The organism is Bartonella sp. AA16NXGY (genome assembly GCF_042197325.1).
GTDB lineage: Bacteria > Pseudomonadota > Alphaproteobacteria > Rhizobiales > Rhizobiaceae > Bartonella.
This window is the reverse complement of record NZ_JBHIRR010000017.1, coordinates 1-19,008: the sequence shown is the minus strand read 5'-3', so window position 1 is coordinate 19,008 and position 19,008 is coordinate 1. Positions and strand designations below refer to the sequence as shown.

Annotated in this window: 28 protein-coding genes; all 28 read left to right on the top strand. The window is 46.1% G+C overall.

The window, feature by feature from the left end:
* The first annotated feature begins 132 nt into the window (after nt 1–132).
* Nucleotides 133–1,164, top strand: coding sequence for an AAA family ATPase (locus ACFINK_RS08055; RefSeq protein WP_375613740.1), 1,032 nt, complete (start codon nt 133–135; stop codon nt 1,162–1,164).
* Complete coding sequence (locus ACFINK_RS08050; protein WP_012231825.1) at nt 1,161–1,430, top strand: hypothetical protein; 270 nt, start codon at nt 1,161–1,163, stop codon at nt 1,428–1,430. The genes ACFINK_RS08055 and ACFINK_RS08050 overlap by 4 nt, the downstream gene beginning before the upstream one ends.
* Entirely contained in the window at nt 1,430–1,708 is a 279-nt protein-coding gene (locus ACFINK_RS08045) for a hypothetical protein (protein WP_375624050.1), read from the top strand. The genes ACFINK_RS08050 and ACFINK_RS08045 overlap by 1 nt, the downstream gene beginning before the upstream one ends.
* Nucleotides 1,692–2,315, top strand: a complete 624-nt coding sequence (locus tag ACFINK_RS08040; protein ID WP_375613741.1) for a DUF3164 family protein — start codon at nt 1,692–1,694, stop codon at nt 2,313–2,315. Before ACFINK_RS08045 ends, ACFINK_RS08040 begins: the two co-directional genes overlap by 17 nt.
* A 10-nt stretch (nt 2,316–2,325) precedes the next feature.
* A complete protein-coding gene (locus tag ACFINK_RS08035) occupies nt 2,326–2,943 on the top strand; it encodes a regulatory protein GemA (protein ID WP_012231822.1) in 618 nt (205 codons plus the stop codon).
* A gap of 6 nt (nt 2,944–2,949) precedes the next feature.
* Nucleotides 2,950–3,357, top strand: a complete 408-nt coding sequence (locus tag ACFINK_RS08030; protein ID WP_375629092.1) for a helix-turn-helix domain-containing protein — start codon at nt 2,950–2,952, stop codon at nt 3,355–3,357.
* A gap of 87 nt (nt 3,358–3,444) precedes the next feature.
* Nucleotides 3,445–4,026, top strand: coding sequence for a glycoside hydrolase family 19 protein (locus tag ACFINK_RS08025; protein ID WP_375613744.1), 582 nt, complete (start codon nt 3,445–3,447; stop codon nt 4,024–4,026).
* Nucleotides 4,023–4,310 carry a hypothetical protein gene (locus ACFINK_RS08020; RefSeq protein WP_375612317.1) on the top strand — a complete coding sequence of 96 codons (288 nt, stop codon included), beginning with the start codon at nt 4,023–4,025 and terminating at the stop codon, nt 4,308–4,310. Before ACFINK_RS08025 ends, ACFINK_RS08020 begins: the two co-directional genes overlap by 4 nt.
* Nucleotides 4,303–4,641: a hypothetical protein gene (locus tag ACFINK_RS08015; protein WP_375633719.1), complete on the top strand. Its 339-nt coding sequence runs from the start codon at nt 4,303–4,305 to the stop codon at nt 4,639–4,641. The genes ACFINK_RS08020 and ACFINK_RS08015 overlap by 8 nt, the downstream gene beginning before the upstream one ends.
* Nucleotides 4,607–4,849: a hypothetical protein gene (locus ACFINK_RS08010; protein WP_375638682.1), complete on the top strand. Its 243-nt coding sequence runs from the start codon at nt 4,607–4,609 to the stop codon at nt 4,847–4,849. The genes ACFINK_RS08015 and ACFINK_RS08010 overlap by 35 nt, the downstream gene beginning before the upstream one ends.
* On the top strand, nt 4,846–5,160 hold the full coding sequence (locus ACFINK_RS08005; RefSeq protein ID WP_375607966.1) for a DUF2730 family protein: 315 nt from the start codon (nt 4,846–4,848) through the stop codon (nt 5,158–5,160). The genes ACFINK_RS08010 and ACFINK_RS08005 overlap by 4 nt, the downstream gene beginning before the upstream one ends.
* The gene (locus tag ACFINK_RS08000; RefSeq protein WP_375612320.1) at nt 5,157–5,513 is read left to right on the top strand and encodes a VpaChn25_0724 family phage protein; all 357 of its coding nucleotides are present in this window, start codon (nt 5,157–5,159) and stop codon (nt 5,511–5,513) included. Before ACFINK_RS08005 ends, ACFINK_RS08000 begins: the two co-directional genes overlap by 4 nt.
* Nucleotides 5,476–6,057, top strand: coding sequence for a phage protein Gp27 family protein (locus ACFINK_RS07995; RefSeq protein ID WP_375624034.1), 582 nt, complete (start codon nt 5,476–5,478; stop codon nt 6,055–6,057). Before ACFINK_RS08000 ends, ACFINK_RS07995 begins: the two co-directional genes overlap by 38 nt.
* Nucleotides 6,050–7,672 carry a hypothetical protein gene (locus ACFINK_RS07990; protein ID WP_375638680.1) on the top strand — a complete coding sequence of 541 codons (1,623 nt, stop codon included), beginning with the start codon at nt 6,050–6,052 and terminating at the stop codon, nt 7,670–7,672. The genes ACFINK_RS07995 and ACFINK_RS07990 overlap by 8 nt, the downstream gene beginning before the upstream one ends.
* 12 nt (nt 7,673–7,684) lie before the next feature.
* Nucleotides 7,685–9,265, top strand: a complete 1,581-nt coding sequence (locus ACFINK_RS07985) for a DUF935 domain-containing protein (protein WP_375638679.1) — start codon at nt 7,685–7,687, stop codon at nt 9,263–9,265.
* Nucleotides 9,258–10,463, top strand: coding sequence for a phage head morphogenesis protein (locus tag ACFINK_RS07980; RefSeq protein WP_375629070.1), 1,206 nt, complete (start codon nt 9,258–9,260; stop codon nt 10,461–10,463). The genes ACFINK_RS07985 and ACFINK_RS07980 overlap by 8 nt, the downstream gene beginning before the upstream one ends.
* A gap of 708 nt (nt 10,464–11,171) precedes the next feature.
* Entirely contained in the window at nt 11,172–12,200 is a 1,029-nt protein-coding gene (locus tag ACFINK_RS07975; protein WP_375638677.1) for a phage protease, read from the top strand.
* Complete coding sequence (locus tag ACFINK_RS07970) at nt 12,197–12,538, top strand: hypothetical protein (protein WP_375633724.1); 342 nt, start codon at nt 12,197–12,199, stop codon at nt 12,536–12,538. Before ACFINK_RS07975 ends, ACFINK_RS07970 begins: the two co-directional genes overlap by 4 nt.
* A gap of 12 nt (nt 12,539–12,550) precedes the next feature.
* Nucleotides 12,551–13,516 (top strand): major capsid protein, encoded by a 966-nt coding sequence (locus ACFINK_RS07965; RefSeq protein ID WP_375633725.1) that lies wholly within the window; start codon nt 12,551–12,553, stop codon nt 13,514–13,516.
* 15 nt (nt 13,517–13,531) lie between these two features.
* Nucleotides 13,532–13,954 carry a gp436 family protein gene (locus ACFINK_RS07960; RefSeq protein ID WP_375612327.1) on the top strand — a complete coding sequence of 141 codons (423 nt, stop codon included), beginning with the start codon at nt 13,532–13,534 and terminating at the stop codon, nt 13,952–13,954.
* A gap of 1 nt (nt 13,955) precedes the next feature.
* Nucleotides 13,956–14,450: a phage virion morphogenesis family protein gene (locus ACFINK_RS07955; RefSeq protein WP_375638675.1), complete on the top strand. Its 495-nt coding sequence runs from the start codon at nt 13,956–13,958 to the stop codon at nt 14,448–14,450.
* The gene (locus ACFINK_RS07950; RefSeq protein ID WP_375638673.1) at nt 14,447–14,968 is read left to right on the top strand and encodes a hypothetical protein; all 522 of its coding nucleotides are present in this window, start codon (nt 14,447–14,449) and stop codon (nt 14,966–14,968) included. The genes ACFINK_RS07955 and ACFINK_RS07950 overlap by 4 nt, the downstream gene beginning before the upstream one ends.
* Nucleotides 14,965–15,558 (top strand): baseplate assembly protein, encoded by a 594-nt coding sequence (locus ACFINK_RS07945; protein ID WP_375633728.1) that lies wholly within the window; start codon nt 14,965–14,967, stop codon nt 15,556–15,558. Before ACFINK_RS07950 ends, ACFINK_RS07945 begins: the two co-directional genes overlap by 4 nt.
* Nucleotides 15,559–15,570: 12 nt before the next feature.
* Nucleotides 15,571–15,771: a hypothetical protein gene (locus tag ACFINK_RS07940; protein ID WP_015856807.1), complete on the top strand. Its 201-nt coding sequence runs from the start codon at nt 15,571–15,573 to the stop codon at nt 15,769–15,771.
* A gap of 3 nt (nt 15,772–15,774) precedes the next feature.
* A complete protein-coding gene (locus tag ACFINK_RS07935; protein WP_375638670.1) occupies nt 15,775–16,155 on the top strand; it encodes a GPW/gp25 family protein in 381 nt (126 codons plus the stop codon).
* Complete coding sequence (locus ACFINK_RS07930; protein ID WP_375638668.1) at nt 16,148–17,029, top strand: baseplate J/gp47 family protein; 882 nt, start codon at nt 16,148–16,150, stop codon at nt 17,027–17,029. The genes ACFINK_RS07935 and ACFINK_RS07930 overlap by 8 nt, the downstream gene beginning before the upstream one ends.
* A complete protein-coding gene (locus ACFINK_RS07925) occupies nt 17,029–18,135 on the top strand; it encodes a phage tail protein (protein WP_375638667.1) in 1,107 nt (368 codons plus the stop codon). Before ACFINK_RS07930 ends, ACFINK_RS07925 begins: the two co-directional genes overlap by 1 nt.
* Before the next feature lies 1 nt (nt 18,136).
* Nucleotides 18,137–19,008: DUF4815 domain-containing protein (locus tag ACFINK_RS07920; protein WP_375638666.1), on the top strand; the 872-nt coding region annotated here is incomplete at its 3' end.

The window sequence follows — 19,008 nt, the reverse complement described above, 5'->3', positions numbered from 1 at the left end:
GGATTTGCAAGGTTAGCCGTTTTAGTATCGCGTACGGCTTTTAAATGTTCATTCTAAAGACAAAAGATAAGGGGCGGGTGGGAGCCCTTCCCCTTATCAATAGTCTAAAATCAATACGAGAGGGGAATATACATGAAAAACGCGATAAATGCAACGGTCGATAAAAATCCTTGGGCGCGACCTAAAATCCAGCCCAATGGAACAGCACAAAACCGCAACAGTGATGACATTGCTTTATGGAATGAGCTTGTGGATGCAGTGAGAGCTTTGGGGCAAATGAATGATTGGTCGAAAGCAGAGGTGGCGCGGCGCATAGGCATGCCGGATGGGACGTTTTCGCAATGGTATGCGGGCAGTTATGCGGGACAGTTGGGGAAGCAAAATGCAAAGGTTCAACAATGGGTTGAGGTTTTAAAGGAAACGGCGGGGTTTTTGGAGAAGATCCCTGAAAAACCAGCCTTTCAGAGGAATCGAATTGCCAGTGAGATTATTGATACTTTAACACTGGCACAAAGTACGGGGGATATGGTGATGATTACGCTTGATGCGGGCAGTGGTAAGACCGAAACCTGCCGCCATTATCGCTCTACCCGCCCGCATGTTTATCTGGTAACAGCCAGCCCGCATACGCGCAGTGTTCACGGTATTTTGAATGATATGGCAGCAGAATTGGAAGTGGTGGAATATAATCCCACCCGCTTAACGCGTGCGATTGGCAAAAAGTTAGAGCGCGTGGGCAGTGGTACGTTGTTGATTGTTGATGAGGCGCAAAATTTAACGGATGAAGCGATTAATCAGTTGCGCCACTTTGTTGATATCAATGGTACGGGGTTGGCTTTGGTTGGCAATGATGAAATCTCTGGACGGTTGGTTCATCGTCAAAATGGTCCCTCTTATGCGCAAATTAAAAGCCGATTGGCGATGCATCTGAAACGGCGCAAGCCCTATAGTGAGGATATTGCAGCGCGCATTCATGATTGGGGGATTGAAGATGTTGGTGCGATAAAGTTTTTGACAGGGATAGGCTTAAAGGCTGGAGCTTTGCGGCAAATTGACAAAACCATGATGTTGGCACGCATGGCAGCGCTTGGAGATGGGTGTGAGGTGACTTTGAAACATGTCAAAGCGGCATGGAAAAACCGTGACGTGGAGGAATTGGCATGATCTCTTTATGCGACAAAGAATTATCCGATACGCTTGTTGGTCTTTATGACGATTATCAATGCGGTTTTGATATTGGAGAAAAGCTTAAATTGTGTGTTGATTTGGCGTTATTGCTTGAATTGGAGTTGAGTGTTCACCGTTTGGGGGAAGCGGATGCGGTTTTGGAAGGCCAAGTTGCAGAAGTTTTGGCTGAGTGTGACAGCTCTGATCGAGATGAAGATAAGAGCAATCGTGTGATTTATATGGATTTTGGAGGAAGCAAATGATGGAACGTAACCCTTATATGGTAAGAGATAGCTTGATTGCTTTGCGCTCTGCCTTTTTACAGTATGAGGTGAATGGCATTTTTATGCATGGACAAGATGTTCGAGAATTGAATGAGTATTTGCGTCGTTTGGCAGGCTATAACCACGTTTTAAGTCATGAGCTTATGCGGTGTCGTTGGCAATTGAAAGCGGGATGTGCGCCTTCTTCAGGGGATGTTGTGCCATTTCGTCGTTTTCAAAAAACACAGGAGGAAGTTGGTGATGAATCCACAAATTGAACTTGAAGGTACGCGTTATATGAAGGATGCAAAAGGGGCTTTGGTGCCGGTAAGTTTGATCCGCCCTGCGGATTTGTTAGAGGATGAAACGGTGCGCAAAATTATGGGTTTTGCGAAAGAATTATCGGCAAGGATTGCACGTTTTAACAACCATACGATTGCGGATTTGAGTGATTTTGATAGCTTGCTTGCGCAAGAATATGGTGTGGAGCGGCGTGGCAAAAAGGGCAATTGTACTTACACAAGCTTTGATGGTTTGCAACGTATTAAGGTGCAAGTTCAGGAAAGTGTTGATTTTGGACCGCAATTGCAAATTGCCAAAAGCCTTCTTGATGAGTGTTTGAATGAATGGTCTGCGGATGCGCGCCCTGAAATCCGTGCGATTATTACGCGTGCTTTTAATACGGATAAAGAAGGCAAGGTGAATCGGGGCGAGATCTTTATGCTGTTGCGTTTGGATATTGATGATCCACGCTGGAAAGAGGCGATGCGTGCCATTCGTGAAGCGATCCGTGTGACGACATCTAAGGAATATGTGCGTTTTTATGAACGCGATACATTAGAAAGCGCTTGGCGTGCTGTGACCATTGATCTGGCGAAGACATGAGGGGGGAGAGATGTCTTTAGCTGTCCTTCATATGGGAAAACGCGCGTTAGGTCTTGATGATGAGACCTATCGCGCACTGCTCTATCGCTTGACGGGCAAGCAATCGGCGAAAGATTTGAATTTTTCAGAAAAGCACTTGGTTATCGCTGAAATGAAAGCGTTTGGTTTTAAGCCGAATGGGAAGCGTTTAGAGGGGAAATATGCTAAGAAGCTCCAGGCGCTCTGGATTGCTGGGTGGAATCTTGGCATTATTCGTGATCGTTCAGATAAGGCGTTGCTTGCCTTTGTGAAAAGACAGACAGGGATTGATCATATTCGTTTTTTACGCGATAGCGATGATGCATGCAGAGCCATTGAGGCGTTGAAAGGTTGGTTGCAGCGTGAGGGTGGGGTTGACTGGAGAGGAAAAAACCGCGAAGATTCATGGAGGAAGAAACCAAGCATTTCCATTTTGTGTGCCCAATGGAAGTGTTTGAATCCCGATGCTATGTTTGAGCTTGGGGCTTTTCATCAAAGTGTTATGGCGTTAAGTGGTAAAGCTTTGGGTGAGATGAGTGGGGGCGACTTTAGAGAAGTGATGAATGTTTGGGGGCGGAAAATCCGTAAAGGTGTTAAAAGCGAGGGGTAAGCATGTATGCAAGAGGAAATCTATAGCGATTTTCCTGCCTTATTGCGTGAAATAGCTGATGTTGCGGGCAGTGAAGCAGCATGGAATATGATGCGGGCTTTTGGTGGACGAGAAGTTTATATACCCGGGCGTCTTGAGAGTGCGGATTGGTTGATTGAAATTGTTGGGTTTGAAGAGGCGCAGCAATTGATCAACCATTTTTGTTTTAATGGTTCGGGTGTGCGTCTTCTTATCCCCCTTGGCAGAGATGCTGAACGGCGGCAAAAAATGGTGCAAGCGTTGCAAAAAGGCTGGTCGGTGGATGCTGCCGCTGCTGTTTCTGGTATGCATGTGCGCACAGCCTATCGCTTGAAGAAGAAAATTTCTTTGCAAGAACCACAAGGTTCGTTATTTTCAGAGTTTTATGAGTATTGAGAGTTTTGACTGACAGTGTCAGGCTTATATTGGGGGTTTGAAATCCGATAAACTGCGAATGAATTTTTATTCATTGAGTGGTTTGTTATGGTTTCAATAGATGCTTCTTTTCTTCATCGCCTTGCGCCTAAATTGGCGCATCATGCGCGCCAAGATTTTATTATTGTTGAAATGGCACGCGTGTTGCCTAAAGCTTTATCTTATGGGGCACTCACAACACCGTTGCGTATTGCACATTTTTTAAGCCAATGTGCCCATGAGAGTGATGGCTTTTTTACTGTTTGTGAATATGCCTCAGGGCGCGCTTATGAGGGGCGGCGTGATTTAGGCAATGTCAACCCTGGGGATGGGGTGCACTTTAAGGGGCGTGGTTTGATCCAGTTGACGGGGCGCAATAATTATCGTCGTTTTACGAAGTTTTGGCGCCTAGTCGATGAACAAGCGGTTGATTGTGAGGCATTTCCGCAAGAGCTGGAAAAGTTTCCAGCAGCGCTTTGGTCTGCTGTTTGGTTTTGGCAAATGAAAGGCTTGAATAGGCTGGCTGATCAAGATGATTATCTAGGGATTACCAAGGCGATCAATGGGGGAAGAAATGGACTTGTGCAACGTTTGATTTATTTGAACCGCGCCAAAAAGCTTTTGGGACTTGGAGGCGAGGTAAAGGCATGAAGCCCTCTTATCGTGGTTCTAGGCTCTATTTATGGTGGTCTTTTTGGTTTGCTTGGGGGGTTATTTTTTTGCTTGTTTCTGGTGGTTTGTGGGGGGCTCCGCATATTGTTGATATGGCGAGCATTTCTATTCCTTCGATGGTGGCGATTATTGTTGGCAATCTGGGGGTGCATCGTGGCTTTGGCTCGTTGGATTTTTCTAATAGGAAACATTCCCATAAGCGGCATAGCAGCTCCTATGATGGGGTGGAGATAACGAGGTGGGGAGATAAAAGCAATGTTTAGCCCACTTTCAAAACTGTCTTTTGGTCTGCTTTTTTTGGTCAGTGTGATGTTGGCGGCTTTTGGCTTTATGAAAGCGCAAATTTTAAAGGCGGAAAAGGCGCGTGATTTGTATTGGCAGTTGGAGATTGCCAAGGCTTCAGCACGTGCACTGCTTGTACAAGAGCGACAAAGACAAGCAGCGTTGGAAGCTGAGCATCAAGCGCAAGGGGTGATTTCGGCTTTGGAACAAAAGCTTACAAAAATGGAGGAAGTCAATGGGAAGTTGCCGGTTACTGGCGGTGGCATTGGGCTTGAGCGTGTGCGCTTGCTCAACACACAAGCCGGTGGGTAGCCTTTCTTATCATTTTTTATCGGTTGAATTGCCGCCTGTTGTTCGCATGGCGTGTGCCCGCCCAGCTTTATTGCCAGAGCGTGCTTTGAATGCGCGCGAAGTGGTGCATTATTGGAGCCGTGATCGTGCTGCTTTATTGATTTGTGAACAGCGTAGAAAAGCTGCGGAGCGGGCGATTTTAGGCAAAAGAGAGGGGACTTTTAAGTGAATTTGGATATCAGTGTTGCCAATGGCTGGTTGTCTTTATTGTTATCGGTTATTGCGATTTGTGGGGTTTTGAGAGCCTATTTTTCTTCCGGTGCGCGGGAAATGCTGAAAGATATCACGGCGCTTAAAGAGCGTGTGCAAAAGTTAGAAACAGAGATGGACTTTTTGCCTGATCGTGATGCGCTGCAAAGATTGGAAGTGAATATGGAGAAATTGAATGGTCGTCTCAACACGCTTTCTGCACAATTACAACCGGTGGCAGCCATTGGTGAGCGCTTGCAAGAGTTTTTGTTGGAGAATGCCAAGAAATGAAAGCAGATATGGATAAAATCATCCGTGAAGAAGCGCGGTTGATTATTTTAAAAGGGCTTGCTTGTGAGCGCAGTGAAACTTTATCGAGTGCGATGATTGAGCGGCTTTTATACAGTTATGGCATCAGACGCGATCGCGATTTTGTGCATAATGAACTGGCATGGATGGAAGATCAAGGTGCTGTTACGTTAAAATGTGTGGGTTCGGTTTTTCTTGCGGCATTAACAGAACGGGGAGCGCGTCATTTAGACCGAAGCTTTTCCATTGAGGGGATTAAGCGGCCTAAACGTTCATCAATAAAAGACGAGGTGAAGGATGCGCAAGGTCGGGCGTGGACGTTTAACGGCGATTGATTTATTGCCGCAAGCTTGTGATCAAATTATTGCTGCTGCTGCTGAGGCTTTAAATGGGCGTGAGAAGACGCAAAAAGCCATTTATGATGAATTTAAAGCAGCTTTGAAGGCTTTAAAAAAAGAAATGGGTTTAAGCTTTTCTATACCCTCCTTTTCCAGTTTTAATCGGTATTCTTTGCGGCTAGCCGTGATGTCACGGCGCCTAGAACAGACAAGAGAAATTGCAGCAAGCCTCTCGCAGCGCTTTGATGCTAAAGCTTCTGATAATATCACTCTTTTGACGGCGGCAGCGATTAAGGAGTTGATTTTTTCCACGTTGAGCAGTGGGAAAAACCTTTCGCCAAAGGCAGCACAAGAATTGGCCAATGCGCTTAAAGGCGTGTTGGCGGCTGAACATTTGTCGACCACCAGACGGCAAAAGTTGGAAAAAGATTTTACCAGCAAAGCAAGCAAAGCGGTTGACGCAGCAGCAGCGGCGGCGGGGCTCTCAGAAGAAACAGCGCGAGCTATTCGTGCGCAGGTGTTGGGGGTAAAACATGGCTGAACAGCCCTTTTCAAAAAGTCATGTCTTTGATCATCAAAGTGGTTTTGATATTTGGCAGAGAAGTACTTTTCCCAAAGAGAGTGATCCTTTAGCGGAAGGCGTTTTGATGGCGCATCAACGGGCATGGATTGAAGATAAGTCCCCATTAAAATTGGTGGAAAAGGGGCGGCGGACCGGCATTACTTTTGCAGAAGCTTTGGATGATACACTGATTGCAGCGGCAACCGTTAAGGCAGGGGGCGATAATGTTTTTTATATTGGTGACACCAAAGACAAGGGGCGGGAATTTATTGGCTATGTGAGCCATTTTGCTTCGGCAATTACGAGCCATAGTGGGGATGTTGAGGAATTTTTATTCTCTGATCAAAGGGCGGATGGTTCAACGAAATATATCTCTGCTTATCGGGTGCGTTTTGCTTCGGGGTTTCGGATTGAGGCGCTTTCTAGCCGCCCTGAAAATATTCGCGGACTACAGGGCATTGTGGTGATTGACGAGGCGGCGTTTCATCAAGATGTGCGCGCTGTTTTGGATGCTGTCAATGCTTTGCTCATTTGGGGAGGCAAGATCCGTGTGATCTCCACCCATAATGGTGTGCTCAATCCTTTCAATGAATTGATCCGTGAAGCACGAGCAGGCAAAGTGCCTTTTTCGGTGCATTGTTACCCCTTTGGTGTTGCTGTTAAAAATGGCTTGTTTAAACGGGTTTGTGCCATGAAGGGGGAGGTGTGGAGTTTAGCATCTGAGCAACAATGGGAAGAGCAAATTCGTGCCTCTTATGGGGTGCGTTTGGCTGCGATGCGCCAAGAATTAGATGCCATACCAGCCGATCAAGAAGGGGCGGCTTTAACACGTTTGCAGATTGAAAATTGTTGCGCGCCTGACATTGCATTGTTGCGTTTTGCTTGTGTGGATGATTTTAAAAATCAATCGGAACATCAACGAAGTGTTGCTGCTTTTGCTTGGTGTGAGAAGCATATAAAACCTCTTCATGCTGGGCTTGACCGGCGGCGCCAACATGTTTTTGGTGTTGATTTTGCGCGGAGTGGCGATGCGACATCGATTGTGGTGATGGAGGTGGGACAAGATTTGGTGCGCCGTGTACGGTTTATGGTGGAATTGCGCAATACGCCGTTTGATCAACAAAGAGAGATTTTATTTTATGGGGTGAATGGTTTGCCGCGTTTGATGGGCGGCGCGTTAGATGCGCGGGGCAATGGGGCTTATTTAGCCGAAAAAGCGGCGCAGCGTTATGGGGCTTGTGTGAAGGAAGTGCCCTTGTCACAAAGTTGGTATGGCAAGGAAATGCCGGCTTATTTAGAAGCTTTTGGGGATGGGACGATTGTTTTGCCGCGCGATAGTGACATTGTTGCCGATCATCAAGCGCTTGCTTATGTCAATGGCATTGTGAAAATTCCAGACAATCATCGTTTTAAAGGCAGTGATGGTTTTATGCGTCATGGTGATAGCGCGATTGCTTGCGCTTTGGCTTATTTTGCCAGCCGCCAAACTCCTGAAATTTATGATTATACACCTGTGAGAGAGGCTTATCGTTTTGATGAAAGCTCGCTCTTTTCAACGCCTTTTTTTTCAACAATGCGATCAAAAATTTATTGATGGGATGATGAGATGGTAAAACTTGTAGATCAGTGGGGCAGGGCGCTTAATATCAAAGGGCTAGAGCATGAGGTGGCGGCGCCTACCATTGGCGGTGTTCGTGATGTGTGGTCACAAACCATTGTCAGTGGTCTGACCCCTGCGCAACTTGCTGATATTTTACAACAGGCAGCAGAGGGTCATCCAGAGCAGTTTTTCCAACTTGCCGATGATATGGAAGAGCGTGATTTGCATTATCGTGCTGTGCTTGGCATGCGTAAAAATGCTCTCACAGGGGTGGAGCCTGGAGTGATTGCCGCAAGCAATAGTGCACAGGACAAAAAGATAGCAGATGCGGTGCGGGAAGTGATTAGTGCGCCTACCTTTGTTGATGATTATGTGACGGATTTATTGGATGCTTTGGGGAAAGGTTATGCGGTTGTAGAAACCTTGTGGGACAAGAGTGCCAAGGAATGGTGGCCGGTTGCTTGGAAATGGCGTGACCAGCGGTTTTTTCAATTGGATCGGCGGGATGGTTTTCATTTGCGTTTAAAAGAAGAGGGGTCTTTTAATGGAAGTGAATTGCCTGCTTATAAATTTTCTATTCACAGACCCAAGTTAAAAAGCGGTTTGCCTATTCGTTCTGGGCTTGCGCGGCTTGCAGCTTGGGCTTTTTTGTTTAAATCTTATACACTGAAAGATTGGATGGCATTTTTAGAAGTTTATGGCATGCCTTTGCGTGTGGGTAAATATGGGGCAAGCTCTTCTCATGAGGAGCGACGGGTTCTCATTCAAGCAGTGCGTGATTTATCCAGTGATGCGGCAGCGATTATTCCCAAAGAGATGGAGATTGAATTTATTGAAGCGGCAGGGGGCAGTGGCAATGCGGTGTTTGCTTCTAAGGCGGAATATTTAGATCGACAAATTTCTAAAGGTGTGTTGGGGCAAACCATGACGACGGATGATGGTTCGTCCTTTTCGCAAGCGCGCATTCATGAAAATGTGCGCCATGATATTGCCAGAGCTGATGCACGCCAATTAGCTTTAACGGCTAATCGTGATTTGATTGTGCCTTTTGTTGAGATTAATTTTGGACGCCAAGAGCGCGCCCCCCTTGTCTATTGGCCGATTTCGGAAAATGAAGATATTAAAGCGATTAGTGATGCACTGGAAAAACTTGTGCCCTTGGGTTTGCGTGTTGGGGCGCAAGAAGTGCGCAATAAGATTGGTTTTTCGCAACCAAAAAAGGAAGAGGATGTTTTAAAGGCTCCTGATAATGCGCTTGATGATGAGAGGGGAGAAAAGGCTCATGTTTGTGCTGATTGTGGAGGTGTTTTTGATGTTTCTGTGACAAGAGAGGACAAGGGTGCAAAAGAGCAGGGTGGAAAACATCACGACGAATTGGACCGACTTTCACAAGAAGCTTTAAGCGACTGGGAAGAGGACTTAGAACCCCTTTTAGAGCCTTTTAAAAAGCTTGTGAGAGAAGCAAAAAGTTATGAGGATATCCTTAAAGGCTTAGATGAATTGCTAGGTGAGATGGATCATCACGCATTAGCAGCGCGCTTGGCAAAAGTACAAATGATTGCACGTGGGCTTGGGTATCATGGATGAGGAACTTTTTAAAACCGCCCCTAAAGAGGTCACCCGTTATTTTGAAGCCAAGGCACTTGTTCCAAGCTTTGATTGGCGTGATATAGCACCAGAAGAACATGCTTTTTCCTTTACGGTGGCAAAATCGCTAGGCTATGATATTTTGGAGGATTTTAAGCGAGCGGTTGGAGAAGCCATAAAGCATCAAGTTCCTTTTCAAGATTTTCAAAAAAATTTGATGCCGATTTTACAGGAAAAGGGTTGGTGGGGTAAAAAGACCAGCATTGACCCCAAAACTGGTGAAAAGAGCGTGGTGCAATTGGGCAGCCCACGGCGTTTAGAAACGGTCTATTGGGCCAATACCATGAGTGCGCATGCAGCAGGCGAGTGGGAGCGCACACAAAATAATAAAGAATTTTTGCCCTATCTCACCTATGCTTTGTCGAGTTCAGAACATAAGCGTTTAGAACATGAAAGTTGGGTGGGGTTTACCGCACCCGTTGATGATCCGGTTTGGGATTGGCTTTATCCACCCAATGGCTGGCGGTGTAAATGTAGTGTGCGACAGGTAAGCCGTTATGAAGCAGAAGATTTAGGCTATGAAGAGGGGGCAGAGCCACTTCATGTTGAAAAGCAGGTTTGGCACAATAAGCGAACGGGGAAAATTGAGAAGATACCAAAGGGGATTGATCCTGGTTGGCATTTGAACCCTGGGAAACATCGCGCGCAAAACTTAAGCAATTTTTTGAGTGATAAAGTCTCTGTGATGGGGGACAATGACAAACGCATTGCCATTGAAGATATTGTGGGTTCACCACTTTTGGAAGCCATGTTTGAAGGACATATGCCGCGTGGATTTATTCCCATTGCCCCAATGATCCAAAAGGTGCGTGATGTTTTTGCAGCGGAAAATTCTCTTATTCGCTTATCCGCAGACAGTGTGAAACATATTTTGTTAGAGCATCAAGCGCGTGATCTTCGCTTGGATGATTTTCGGGGCGCCATTCAAACGCTCATCCGCCCCCATGGCATTATCAGGCGAAAAGGTGTACCGAGCGTTGTGTTTTTGGGTGAAAATGATGGGGTATGGTGGCGCTTAGCAGTTAAATTCGTGGCAAGCAAACAAGAATGGTGGTTGACCTCCATGCATAAAAAAAGCTCTAGAGAAATTGGACGCTTATTGGATGCGGCTGAAAAAAAGGGCGAGAGGTTGTTGTAAAGAAAACAACAGGAAGAAAGTCTTTTGTTCTTAATGGAAAAGAGGCGAGGAAAATGAGAAGGCGTGGAGGGCGGTCAACTCCTCGCAGATCCGGTAAAACCGTCCTGGTATAACTGGCTCACGCCTCGCGGATAATGTAACAGTTTAAAAGTTTAAAAGCAATCTTTAAAAAAATGGTGCTCTGTCGCCAGTGTCTTTGAAAACAATTTTATAAGAGTGTTTGGGGGTGTTTTCTTTAAAAGGGAAAAGAAGGATGAACGGTTGTTGTAAAGAAAACACCGTAAAGCTCTGTTGGTGTTTGTGAGAAGGAACTGGTGTCGAGAAAAATGAGAAGGCGTGGAGGGCGGTCAACTCCTCGCAGATCCGGTAAAACCGTCCTGGCAAAACTGGCTCACGCCTTACCTCCAATGATATAATGTTTTTAAGCCAAAAAGCAATTTTTAAAAAAAACGGCTTGAGAGAGGCTTTTTTTGTATAAGGCGATAAATTGTACCTCTAACTTCACAACGGCGCTCTATCGTCTTTGAAGTGCCTTTGAAAACGATTTTATGGGATGGTTTGGCACGGGGGTTTCTCTCACAAGGAGAAGAATAGGGAAAAGAGTGCTTTTTTGAGAAATGCTCTTTTGACTGACAGTGTCAGACTTATGGTGGGAGTAAGTTTCATGCATTGTATTGCCAATGACAATTGTAAAGCAATAGGCAATGTATGGAACAGGAATTTCACGAAGATCAAAAAGATGGGGATGCAGAAACATTTCATGCTGCGTTAATAGATCTCTGTCCAGACGTTTTATGCCAAGACATTTCATGTGAAGACGCCACCGTTAGCCAAGCGCCTGAATGGGTAGAGCTTTTGCCCAAAGCGCCCCATGTAAAGGCACGTGATGGACGACAATGGCATTATAACCCGCAAACTATTTTAAAAGCCTTTGCAGCCAATAAAGGACCGCTTGTGATTGATTATGAGCATGGGCAACATCACCGTGCGAGAAATGGTTTAGAAGCACCTGCCAGTGGCTGGATTGAAGAATTAGCAGAGCGGGATGGTGCGATTTGGGGGCGTGTTAAATGGACCGATATGGCCGCTAAAAAGATTGTTTCCCAAGAATATCGCTATCTTTCACCTGAGTTTCGCCATTCCAAGAAAGGTGAAATTTTAAATTTAGCAGGTGCTGGTTTGGTGAACCGTCCAGCCCTTGTCATGACGGCTTTAAGCCGTGAACAGCCTTCCCCTATAACTTTGACGGAGAAAATGATGGATTTTACAGCCATTGCCAGTGCACTATCGCTGGCAGAAGATGCTAAAGCGGATGAGGTTTTAGCAACGCTTAAAGCGCGCGAAAAGGAACGCGTGGAATTAAATGCCCAATTAACAAAAGCGCGAGAAGATTTAGCGCTTTTGCAAGAAGAGCAAAAAAACAGTGCCATTGAGAGTCTTTTAGACAAGACCATTGAAGAGGGCAAGATTTTGCCGGCTGCTCGCGAGGAATATCGTGCGCTCTGTAGCCTTGAAGGGGGGATGGAGCATTTTAAAAGTTTGGTCGAGAAGTTGCCGGCGCTTGCCTCAACAAGCCCTTTAGAAGTGTGTGCTTTAGCGCAAGAACCAAAGCTTGCGCCAGAAGAGGTTGCTGTTGCGGCACGCCATTATAAGGAAGAGCAGAAGCAAAAAGGTTTCGACATCACCATTAGCCAAGCAGTTGATTATATTTGCGAACAAAAGGAGCGCCAATCATGAGTACGATGATTTTAATTAAATCTTTTCGCGCCATAGATGTGATTTCACCTTATTGCATTGTTGCAGCGCGCGGTGACGGAATGGTGGCAACGGCTTCTGGTAAGGGTGATAAATTATTAGGGACTGCTGGGTCATTGAGTGCAAAGGCTGGTGAGATGATTGATGTTGGCCAATGTGGTTGGGGCGAAGTGGTTTGTGGAGGCAATGTTTCCTTTGGTGATTTTTTGACCTCTGACCCCAAAGGACACGCCATTAAAGCGGAAGCCGCAGATCGCACCATTGGTATTGCCATGAGTGATGGTTCTGCTGGTGATGTTATTTCTTTTAAAATTAATTAATCGAGGCATATGATGAACAGACCTTTTCCCATTGATCCAACACTCACCGCTATTGCTATTGGTTATCGCAATCCAGCAGGTTCTCTTATTGGCGATAGAGTTTTGCCACGCGTTTGTGTTTTAAGTGAGGTGTTTAAATATAGTGAATTTCCCTTAGCGGAAAATTTTACCGTGCCTGAGCTTGAGATAGGGCGGAAAGGGCGCCCGAATGTGGTGGAATTTTCTGCCTTTGAACGGGAAGCCAGTGTCAAAGATTACGGACTTGATGATCTTATCCCCAATTCAGATATTGAAGCAGCGGCACGCGCACGAGCAGAAAAGCGCTCTCGTTATAACCCCGAAAAGACAGCTGTAGAGGGACTTGCCAATTTGCTAGAATTGGGGCGTGAAGTGCGTGTTGCAGCGCTTGTGCAAAGAAGTGAAAATTATGCACCAGAGCGGGTGATAACACTTAAAGGTGAGAATAAATTTAGCGATTATGAGAAATCTGATCCTTATGCTGTTTTAGATGAGGCCATGGATAAAAGTCTCGTCTATACGCCCAACACCATTGTTATGGGCAAAGTTGTTTGGTCAAAACTCAAACGTCATCCCAAAATCATCAAAGCTGTTAAAGGGGGTGGCACTGCTGATGGTTTTGTCACCAAGGCGCAATTTGCTGATCTGATGGAAATACACCCCGATCGTTTACTCATTGGTGAATCGCAAGTGAATTTGGCACGTAAAGGGCGTTCGGCACAATTGGCACGCGTGTGGGGCAATAAGATTGCACTGCTTTATATTGACCCTACCAAACAACAGGCAGATGGTTCGGTGATCAGTTGGGGTTTTAGCGCCCAGTTGGGCGAACGTTTGTCTGGAGTGATCCAAGATCCAGATATCGGCTTATCAGGCGGCAAACGGGTGCGTGTGGGGGAACGTGTGTGTGAATTGGTTGCCGCAAAAGATGCCGGTGTTTTGTTGCAAGAAGTTGTCTAAGGGAAACTTTTAAACATGGCTTATGCAAGCAAAACATTGATTGAAGAGCTCTGGGGTGATGACTTCTTGGATGATTTGTGTGGGATGGATGAGAACTCTGATCCAGTTTTTTCAGAGCAAGCCATTGCCCGCGCGCTCGAACAGGCAAGTGGTGAGATTGATGTGCATTTGTCTCATCGCTACTCAATCCCCATTGCTGGACAGCCAGCGGCTCTGGGTATGATCTGTGTCAATATTGCTGTTTATAATTTAGCCATACGCCATACGGCACTGACCACGACTATTGAAGATCGTTACAAACAGGCGGTTGATTTGCTGAAACGTATTGCCGAAGGCAAAGCGGGTTTAGGCATAGATGAACCTAAAATTATGAGCGAAGATGGTCCCGTGCGTGATGGGGCTTTTTTTCATGCCAAGCCGCGTTTGATGGGAAGGTAACATGTCTGTTGCAACCCATATTGAGATTAAAGAGACAGGGCTTGAAGCGGCTTTATCCTTTTTGCAAAAGGGCGCTGATAGCTCGATGGGGACTTTGGCACAAGGGGTTGGGCGTCTCATCCAAGAAAGCACAAGGCGGCGGATTCAAAGCGAAAAAAATTCTGCTCAAGGAGAGAAGTGGAAAAACAATCATGCTCGCACCTCCATTCTTTATGCCAGTGGGGCGCTTTCACGCTCCATTGATATGAAAGCTTCACCAGAACAGGTGATTGTGGGCTCTGGGTTGGTTTATGCGCGGATTCATCAATTGGGTGGGGTTATTCGCCCGAAAAATGGCAAGACACTGCGCTTTTTTCTTAAAAGCGGCAATGCACACCGCTTTGTTTGTGTGCATCAAGTGACCATGCCCGCACGCCCTTATTTGGGGCTTTCAGAGCACAATAAAGTGGAAATTGTCAAAGCGACAGAAGACTGGCTGGAAAGGGTCTTTGCATGAGTCAAACGATTAAAAATGCTGGGCGCATTAATCAGTTTCGTGAGGCGGTGATACGGAGCCTTAAAAGGGCTTTACCGGATGTGCGTGATTGCGGCTGTCAATTTGGACGTTTTAACTTAGAAGAACTTGAAACACAAATGCTGGTGGCTCCAGCAATACGGGTTGCGGTGTTAGAAAGCCGTTTGAATCCTGTAGCAAGTGGACAGATGAGTGCTGATCTTCATTTAGGGGCTTTTATTATTACCACAGGTAAAGAGCGTGATGTTTCCAGTTGGCTTTTAGCAGAAGCCATTGCGGTGCTTTGTCATAGCGGGCAATTGTGGGGACTAACGCATTTGAGTGCCCCGCGTGAGGTGCAAATTGAACCGATTATCTCTGCGGCGATTAAGCAGCGTGGTGTATCGATAAGCGTGGTGGAATGGCACCAAGATTTGCATCAGTTGGGACAGGATATTTTTTGTGATGAAGGACAACTCAAAAGTGGTTTGATTTCATGGGACAATGAGGTGGGGGCATGAATGATGCACATCTCTTAAGTGATACCTTTCGACAAATCATGAAGCGTCTTGATGCCCTTGAACGCTGTCTTGCCAACCAGCACATGATCGGGCGGGTTGTGCAAGTTGATGGTCATAGGGTGCGGGTGAAACTTTGCGAACAGGGTTCTAATGGACAAGCGGTTTTATCGCCTTGGTTGCAAGCGCAAGAAGCGGCGGGGGCTGTTTCCAGCAATATGCCTTTCAATGTTGGTGATTCGGTGCGGTTGTTGAACCCCCATGGCGAAATTGGTTCTGCCTCTCTGGTGGTGCGCGATAGCTATAGTGAGGATGCGCCTAATCCCGCACGCTCTTTCCAAGAACTTGCTCTGTGTTATGCCGGTGGCGCTTTGCGGATGACAAAAGATGAACTTATTCTCTCCCATGGGGAAAATCAAATTCATTTGAGTGAAAAAGGTTTGGTGCTTTCTCATCAAGCAACCCGTGTTGAATTAACGGGCAGTGTGCACATTCAAGCAGAAGATTTACAGCATAATCAAAAATCTGTTGGCGCAAGCCACAAACACGGTGGGGTCAAAATGGGTCCCTCCACAACCTCTTCCCCTCTTTAAAGGAGTTTTATCATGCGTGAGAACACTTATGTTATTTTAACCAATGCCGATTTTGTTGCAGGCAAGCGTTCACCAGGCAAGGGTGAGGAAATTTGTTTAAGTGAGGAAGCGGCTAAATATCCGTTGCTGCTTGGTCAGATCGCTGAAAAACCAGCCCCTGTTGTTTCTGCGCCCCCAACTGTTTCTACCACAAAGACAAGCAAAGGGGCTTAAAGCATGCGGTGCGGGATGAGCGAAAAGGATGGCTCTCTCTTGTATGGTTGGGCACATTGCCAACAGTCACTTCGTAAATGTCTGACGACAAGAATTGGGACACGGGTTTTGCGTCGTCATTATGGATGTGATGTTGGAGCATTCCAAGATGCCAATGCTGATCCTGCGACGATGATGCAGCTTTATCAAGCAATTGTTGAAGCACTCGATGATCCAGAGTGTGGAGAGCCTGGGTTCTCGTTGCAGAGGATTGATCTGACAAAAGCAACGCGTGAAGGCACATTCCATTTTGTTTTAACGGGTGTTTTTTATCCCAATGGGCATTTGGGGGATTGGTCACACAAAGAGCCAATGAGCATCAATTTAGAGGTTGGTGATGACTGAGTTTGAACCTTTATCCTTTTCACAGATTCCCCCTCCACAACTCCCTCTGCCACAAATTATTGAAGAGCTTTCTGTTGAAGCAATTTTAGAGCAAAAGATCACGCGTTTGACTGAGCTTTTTGCAGCGCATCATATTCCTTATAATGTGGAAAAGACGGCTTATGATCCCGTGGTCATTCAATTGCAAGCGGCGGCTTATGAAGAGTTTCTATTGCGCCAGCGAATTAATGAAGTGGCGCGGGATAATTTACTCACATTTGCGCGTGGAACAAGTTTAGATCATTTGGGGGATTTTCATGGGGTCACGCGCCTTTTGGATGAAGATGATGAGCGGTTTCGCCGCCGCATTCGCTTGAATAGACAAGGACATTCCACAGGGGGCACAGCGCCACGTTATCAATATTTTGCCCTCTCAAGCGATATCCATGTCAAAGATGCTTTTGTTTATCGTGAGGGTAAAAGCCCGATTATTCATGTGGCTCTTTTTAGTGATAGCCCATCAGGGGTGGCAGATGAGGCTTTAATTGCAAAGGTGCAAGCAGCCCTTGATGCCCCCCATGTTAAAATGACCAATGACCACATCCTTGTGAAAAGCGCGGTACAGCGGATGATCAATGTTTCTGCTGATTTTTGGTTGTTACCGGATGAAGGCTCCTTTGTTTTGGAAAGAGCGGAGCAGAATTTAAGAGCAGAATGGGCGCGTGCATGGAGGCTTGGGCGTGATTTGTCTTTAAGTTGGATACTAAGCCGCTTGATGGTTGAGGGCGTTCACCATGTGAACATAACGCAACCTTGTGAGGATATTTTGGTCGCACCGGATGAAGCCGTCGCACTAGGGGATATTGTCTTGTCTGAACGGGGGCGTGCTTATTGATGCTTTCCTCACTTTTGCCCCCAAATTCGAGCTTGTTTGAACGTTGTTTTGCAGAAGCAATGGCTCTTGACCCTCACGTTAAAATGGCACTCGAAGAAATACCTCGCGCGAAATTTATCACGCGTCCGCCTTCTTGGTTGCCCTTTTTAATAGACGAATATGGCTTACAAGAATTAAACCCTTATTTCTCTAACCTTTATGATTTAATTGATCAGGGTCTTGCATGGCAAAATATTCGCGGCTCCCTTGCGGCAATAGAGATGGGGCTTGAATGGCTAGGGATTTCGGCACGCTTTCAACCCGCCTGGACGGGGCGAGCATGGTGGAATTCCTTTCAACTTGATTTTGATCAGTTGCCTGAACGCAAAAGCCTTGAAGCTATTGAAGCAATCACCGACCTTTCCAAAAGTTTGCGCTCTGATTTTCGCCGTGGGACCTATGGTTATAATGTGCAAGCCATGGAAGGCAATATGTCACGCCTCGATGATAGCATGTTGGAGTATGAAAGCGGTGTTCGCTTAACAGCTGGGGACACTTTGTTTTCCTTTGGACGCACAACAGAAATCAATCATACCCTCACAAAAGAAGAAGGCAGGCTTATTGGCAATTGGATAGATGACTTTGACGAGGAGTTAAGCTGGAACCAAATTGATTACCCTTGGGATTTGGCAAATTTTCCGTGGTGTTCGGTCAAAAAACATGAACGCGATATGCTTATGGCAGAATGGTTTCATGGTCGCACGCTTTATCTCGTGTTAAGAGACAGCCAAAATAGCGTGATTGGGTATCGCAGATGCTATGCTGTAGCGCCTGTCGAACAAGCTTTGGATGGTGTGTACAGCCATTGTGGCGTCAGGTTCCAGCCCTCCTCGATGGGCACGGCGCTTTTTCTGGCAGCACGCACAGACTTTCACGATGTTGATGGGAAACAAGCAGCATTTGTTTCTATTCTCGTTCACGGCATTCCCAAACAAGATGTCCCCCTTGGAAAGCTTTGGTGTGACGTCAATGAACTGAATGGTGGTGTAGAGATACTCAAAACACCCATCAATATTCCTTTGCGTGCCGATGTTCGCGAACAATTCAAGATTTTATTGAGGTTTTAATATGAAGCATGAAAGTGGTTTACCCTTTGCAATTGACAGATCTCGCGGCAAAGAGGAACAACAAAGCGTGGTCTTTTATGGCACGCGTCCCTTTATTCAAAGTGGTGAATTGAATGAGGTTCAAACCATCATCAGGGGGCGGCATGACCGCTTGGGGCGCCTTGTTGCAAAAGAAGGAGACCGCGTTGAACGGGCTGATGCTTTTGTCAACAAAGAGACAAGGACCGTCACTTTAACGGATGGCAAGATTTATATCGCAGGCGATATTTTCCCCGTTGCACCCGCTGTACTCAACAATGTTGCCATGATTGGGCGCTTGGAAATTGGTGTGAAGCTGCAAAAAAAATGGATAACCCATGAGGATGATCCAGAGCTATTGGGGCAAGTCCCTGGCACATTGGCAGAAGGAGAGCCTGGTGCCGCACGCGAAACAGCACAGCTTGTTTGGGCACTAAAAGAGGATGAGCAGAATGGCACTTTCTTTCCCGTTTATATCTTGCAAGATGGTGTTCTGATTGATCAAAAATCACCCTCATTGCTTGAACCTGCCATGCAAGCCATTGCGACGTACGACCGTGCCCATGGACATTATATCGTGAGTGGCTGCCGTGTGAGTGCATTGGGAGCCAATAACGGTTGCCAAGTGTTTAGTATTCAAGAAGGAGAAGCCAATATCAATGGCTTTAAACGTAAACGCCTTGCCGCCTTGCGCCATGAAGAGATGCAAGATTTTTCGACAAGCGTTGTTCCTAGCGAAACGCATATTTTTGCGCCTTCAAAAGGGAAAACAAGTTTTACCTTTAAACCCTATTATTTTCCTATTGCCGATATTCAGTCTCTTTTGTTGACAAAAGAAAAAACCGTTAACGTCAC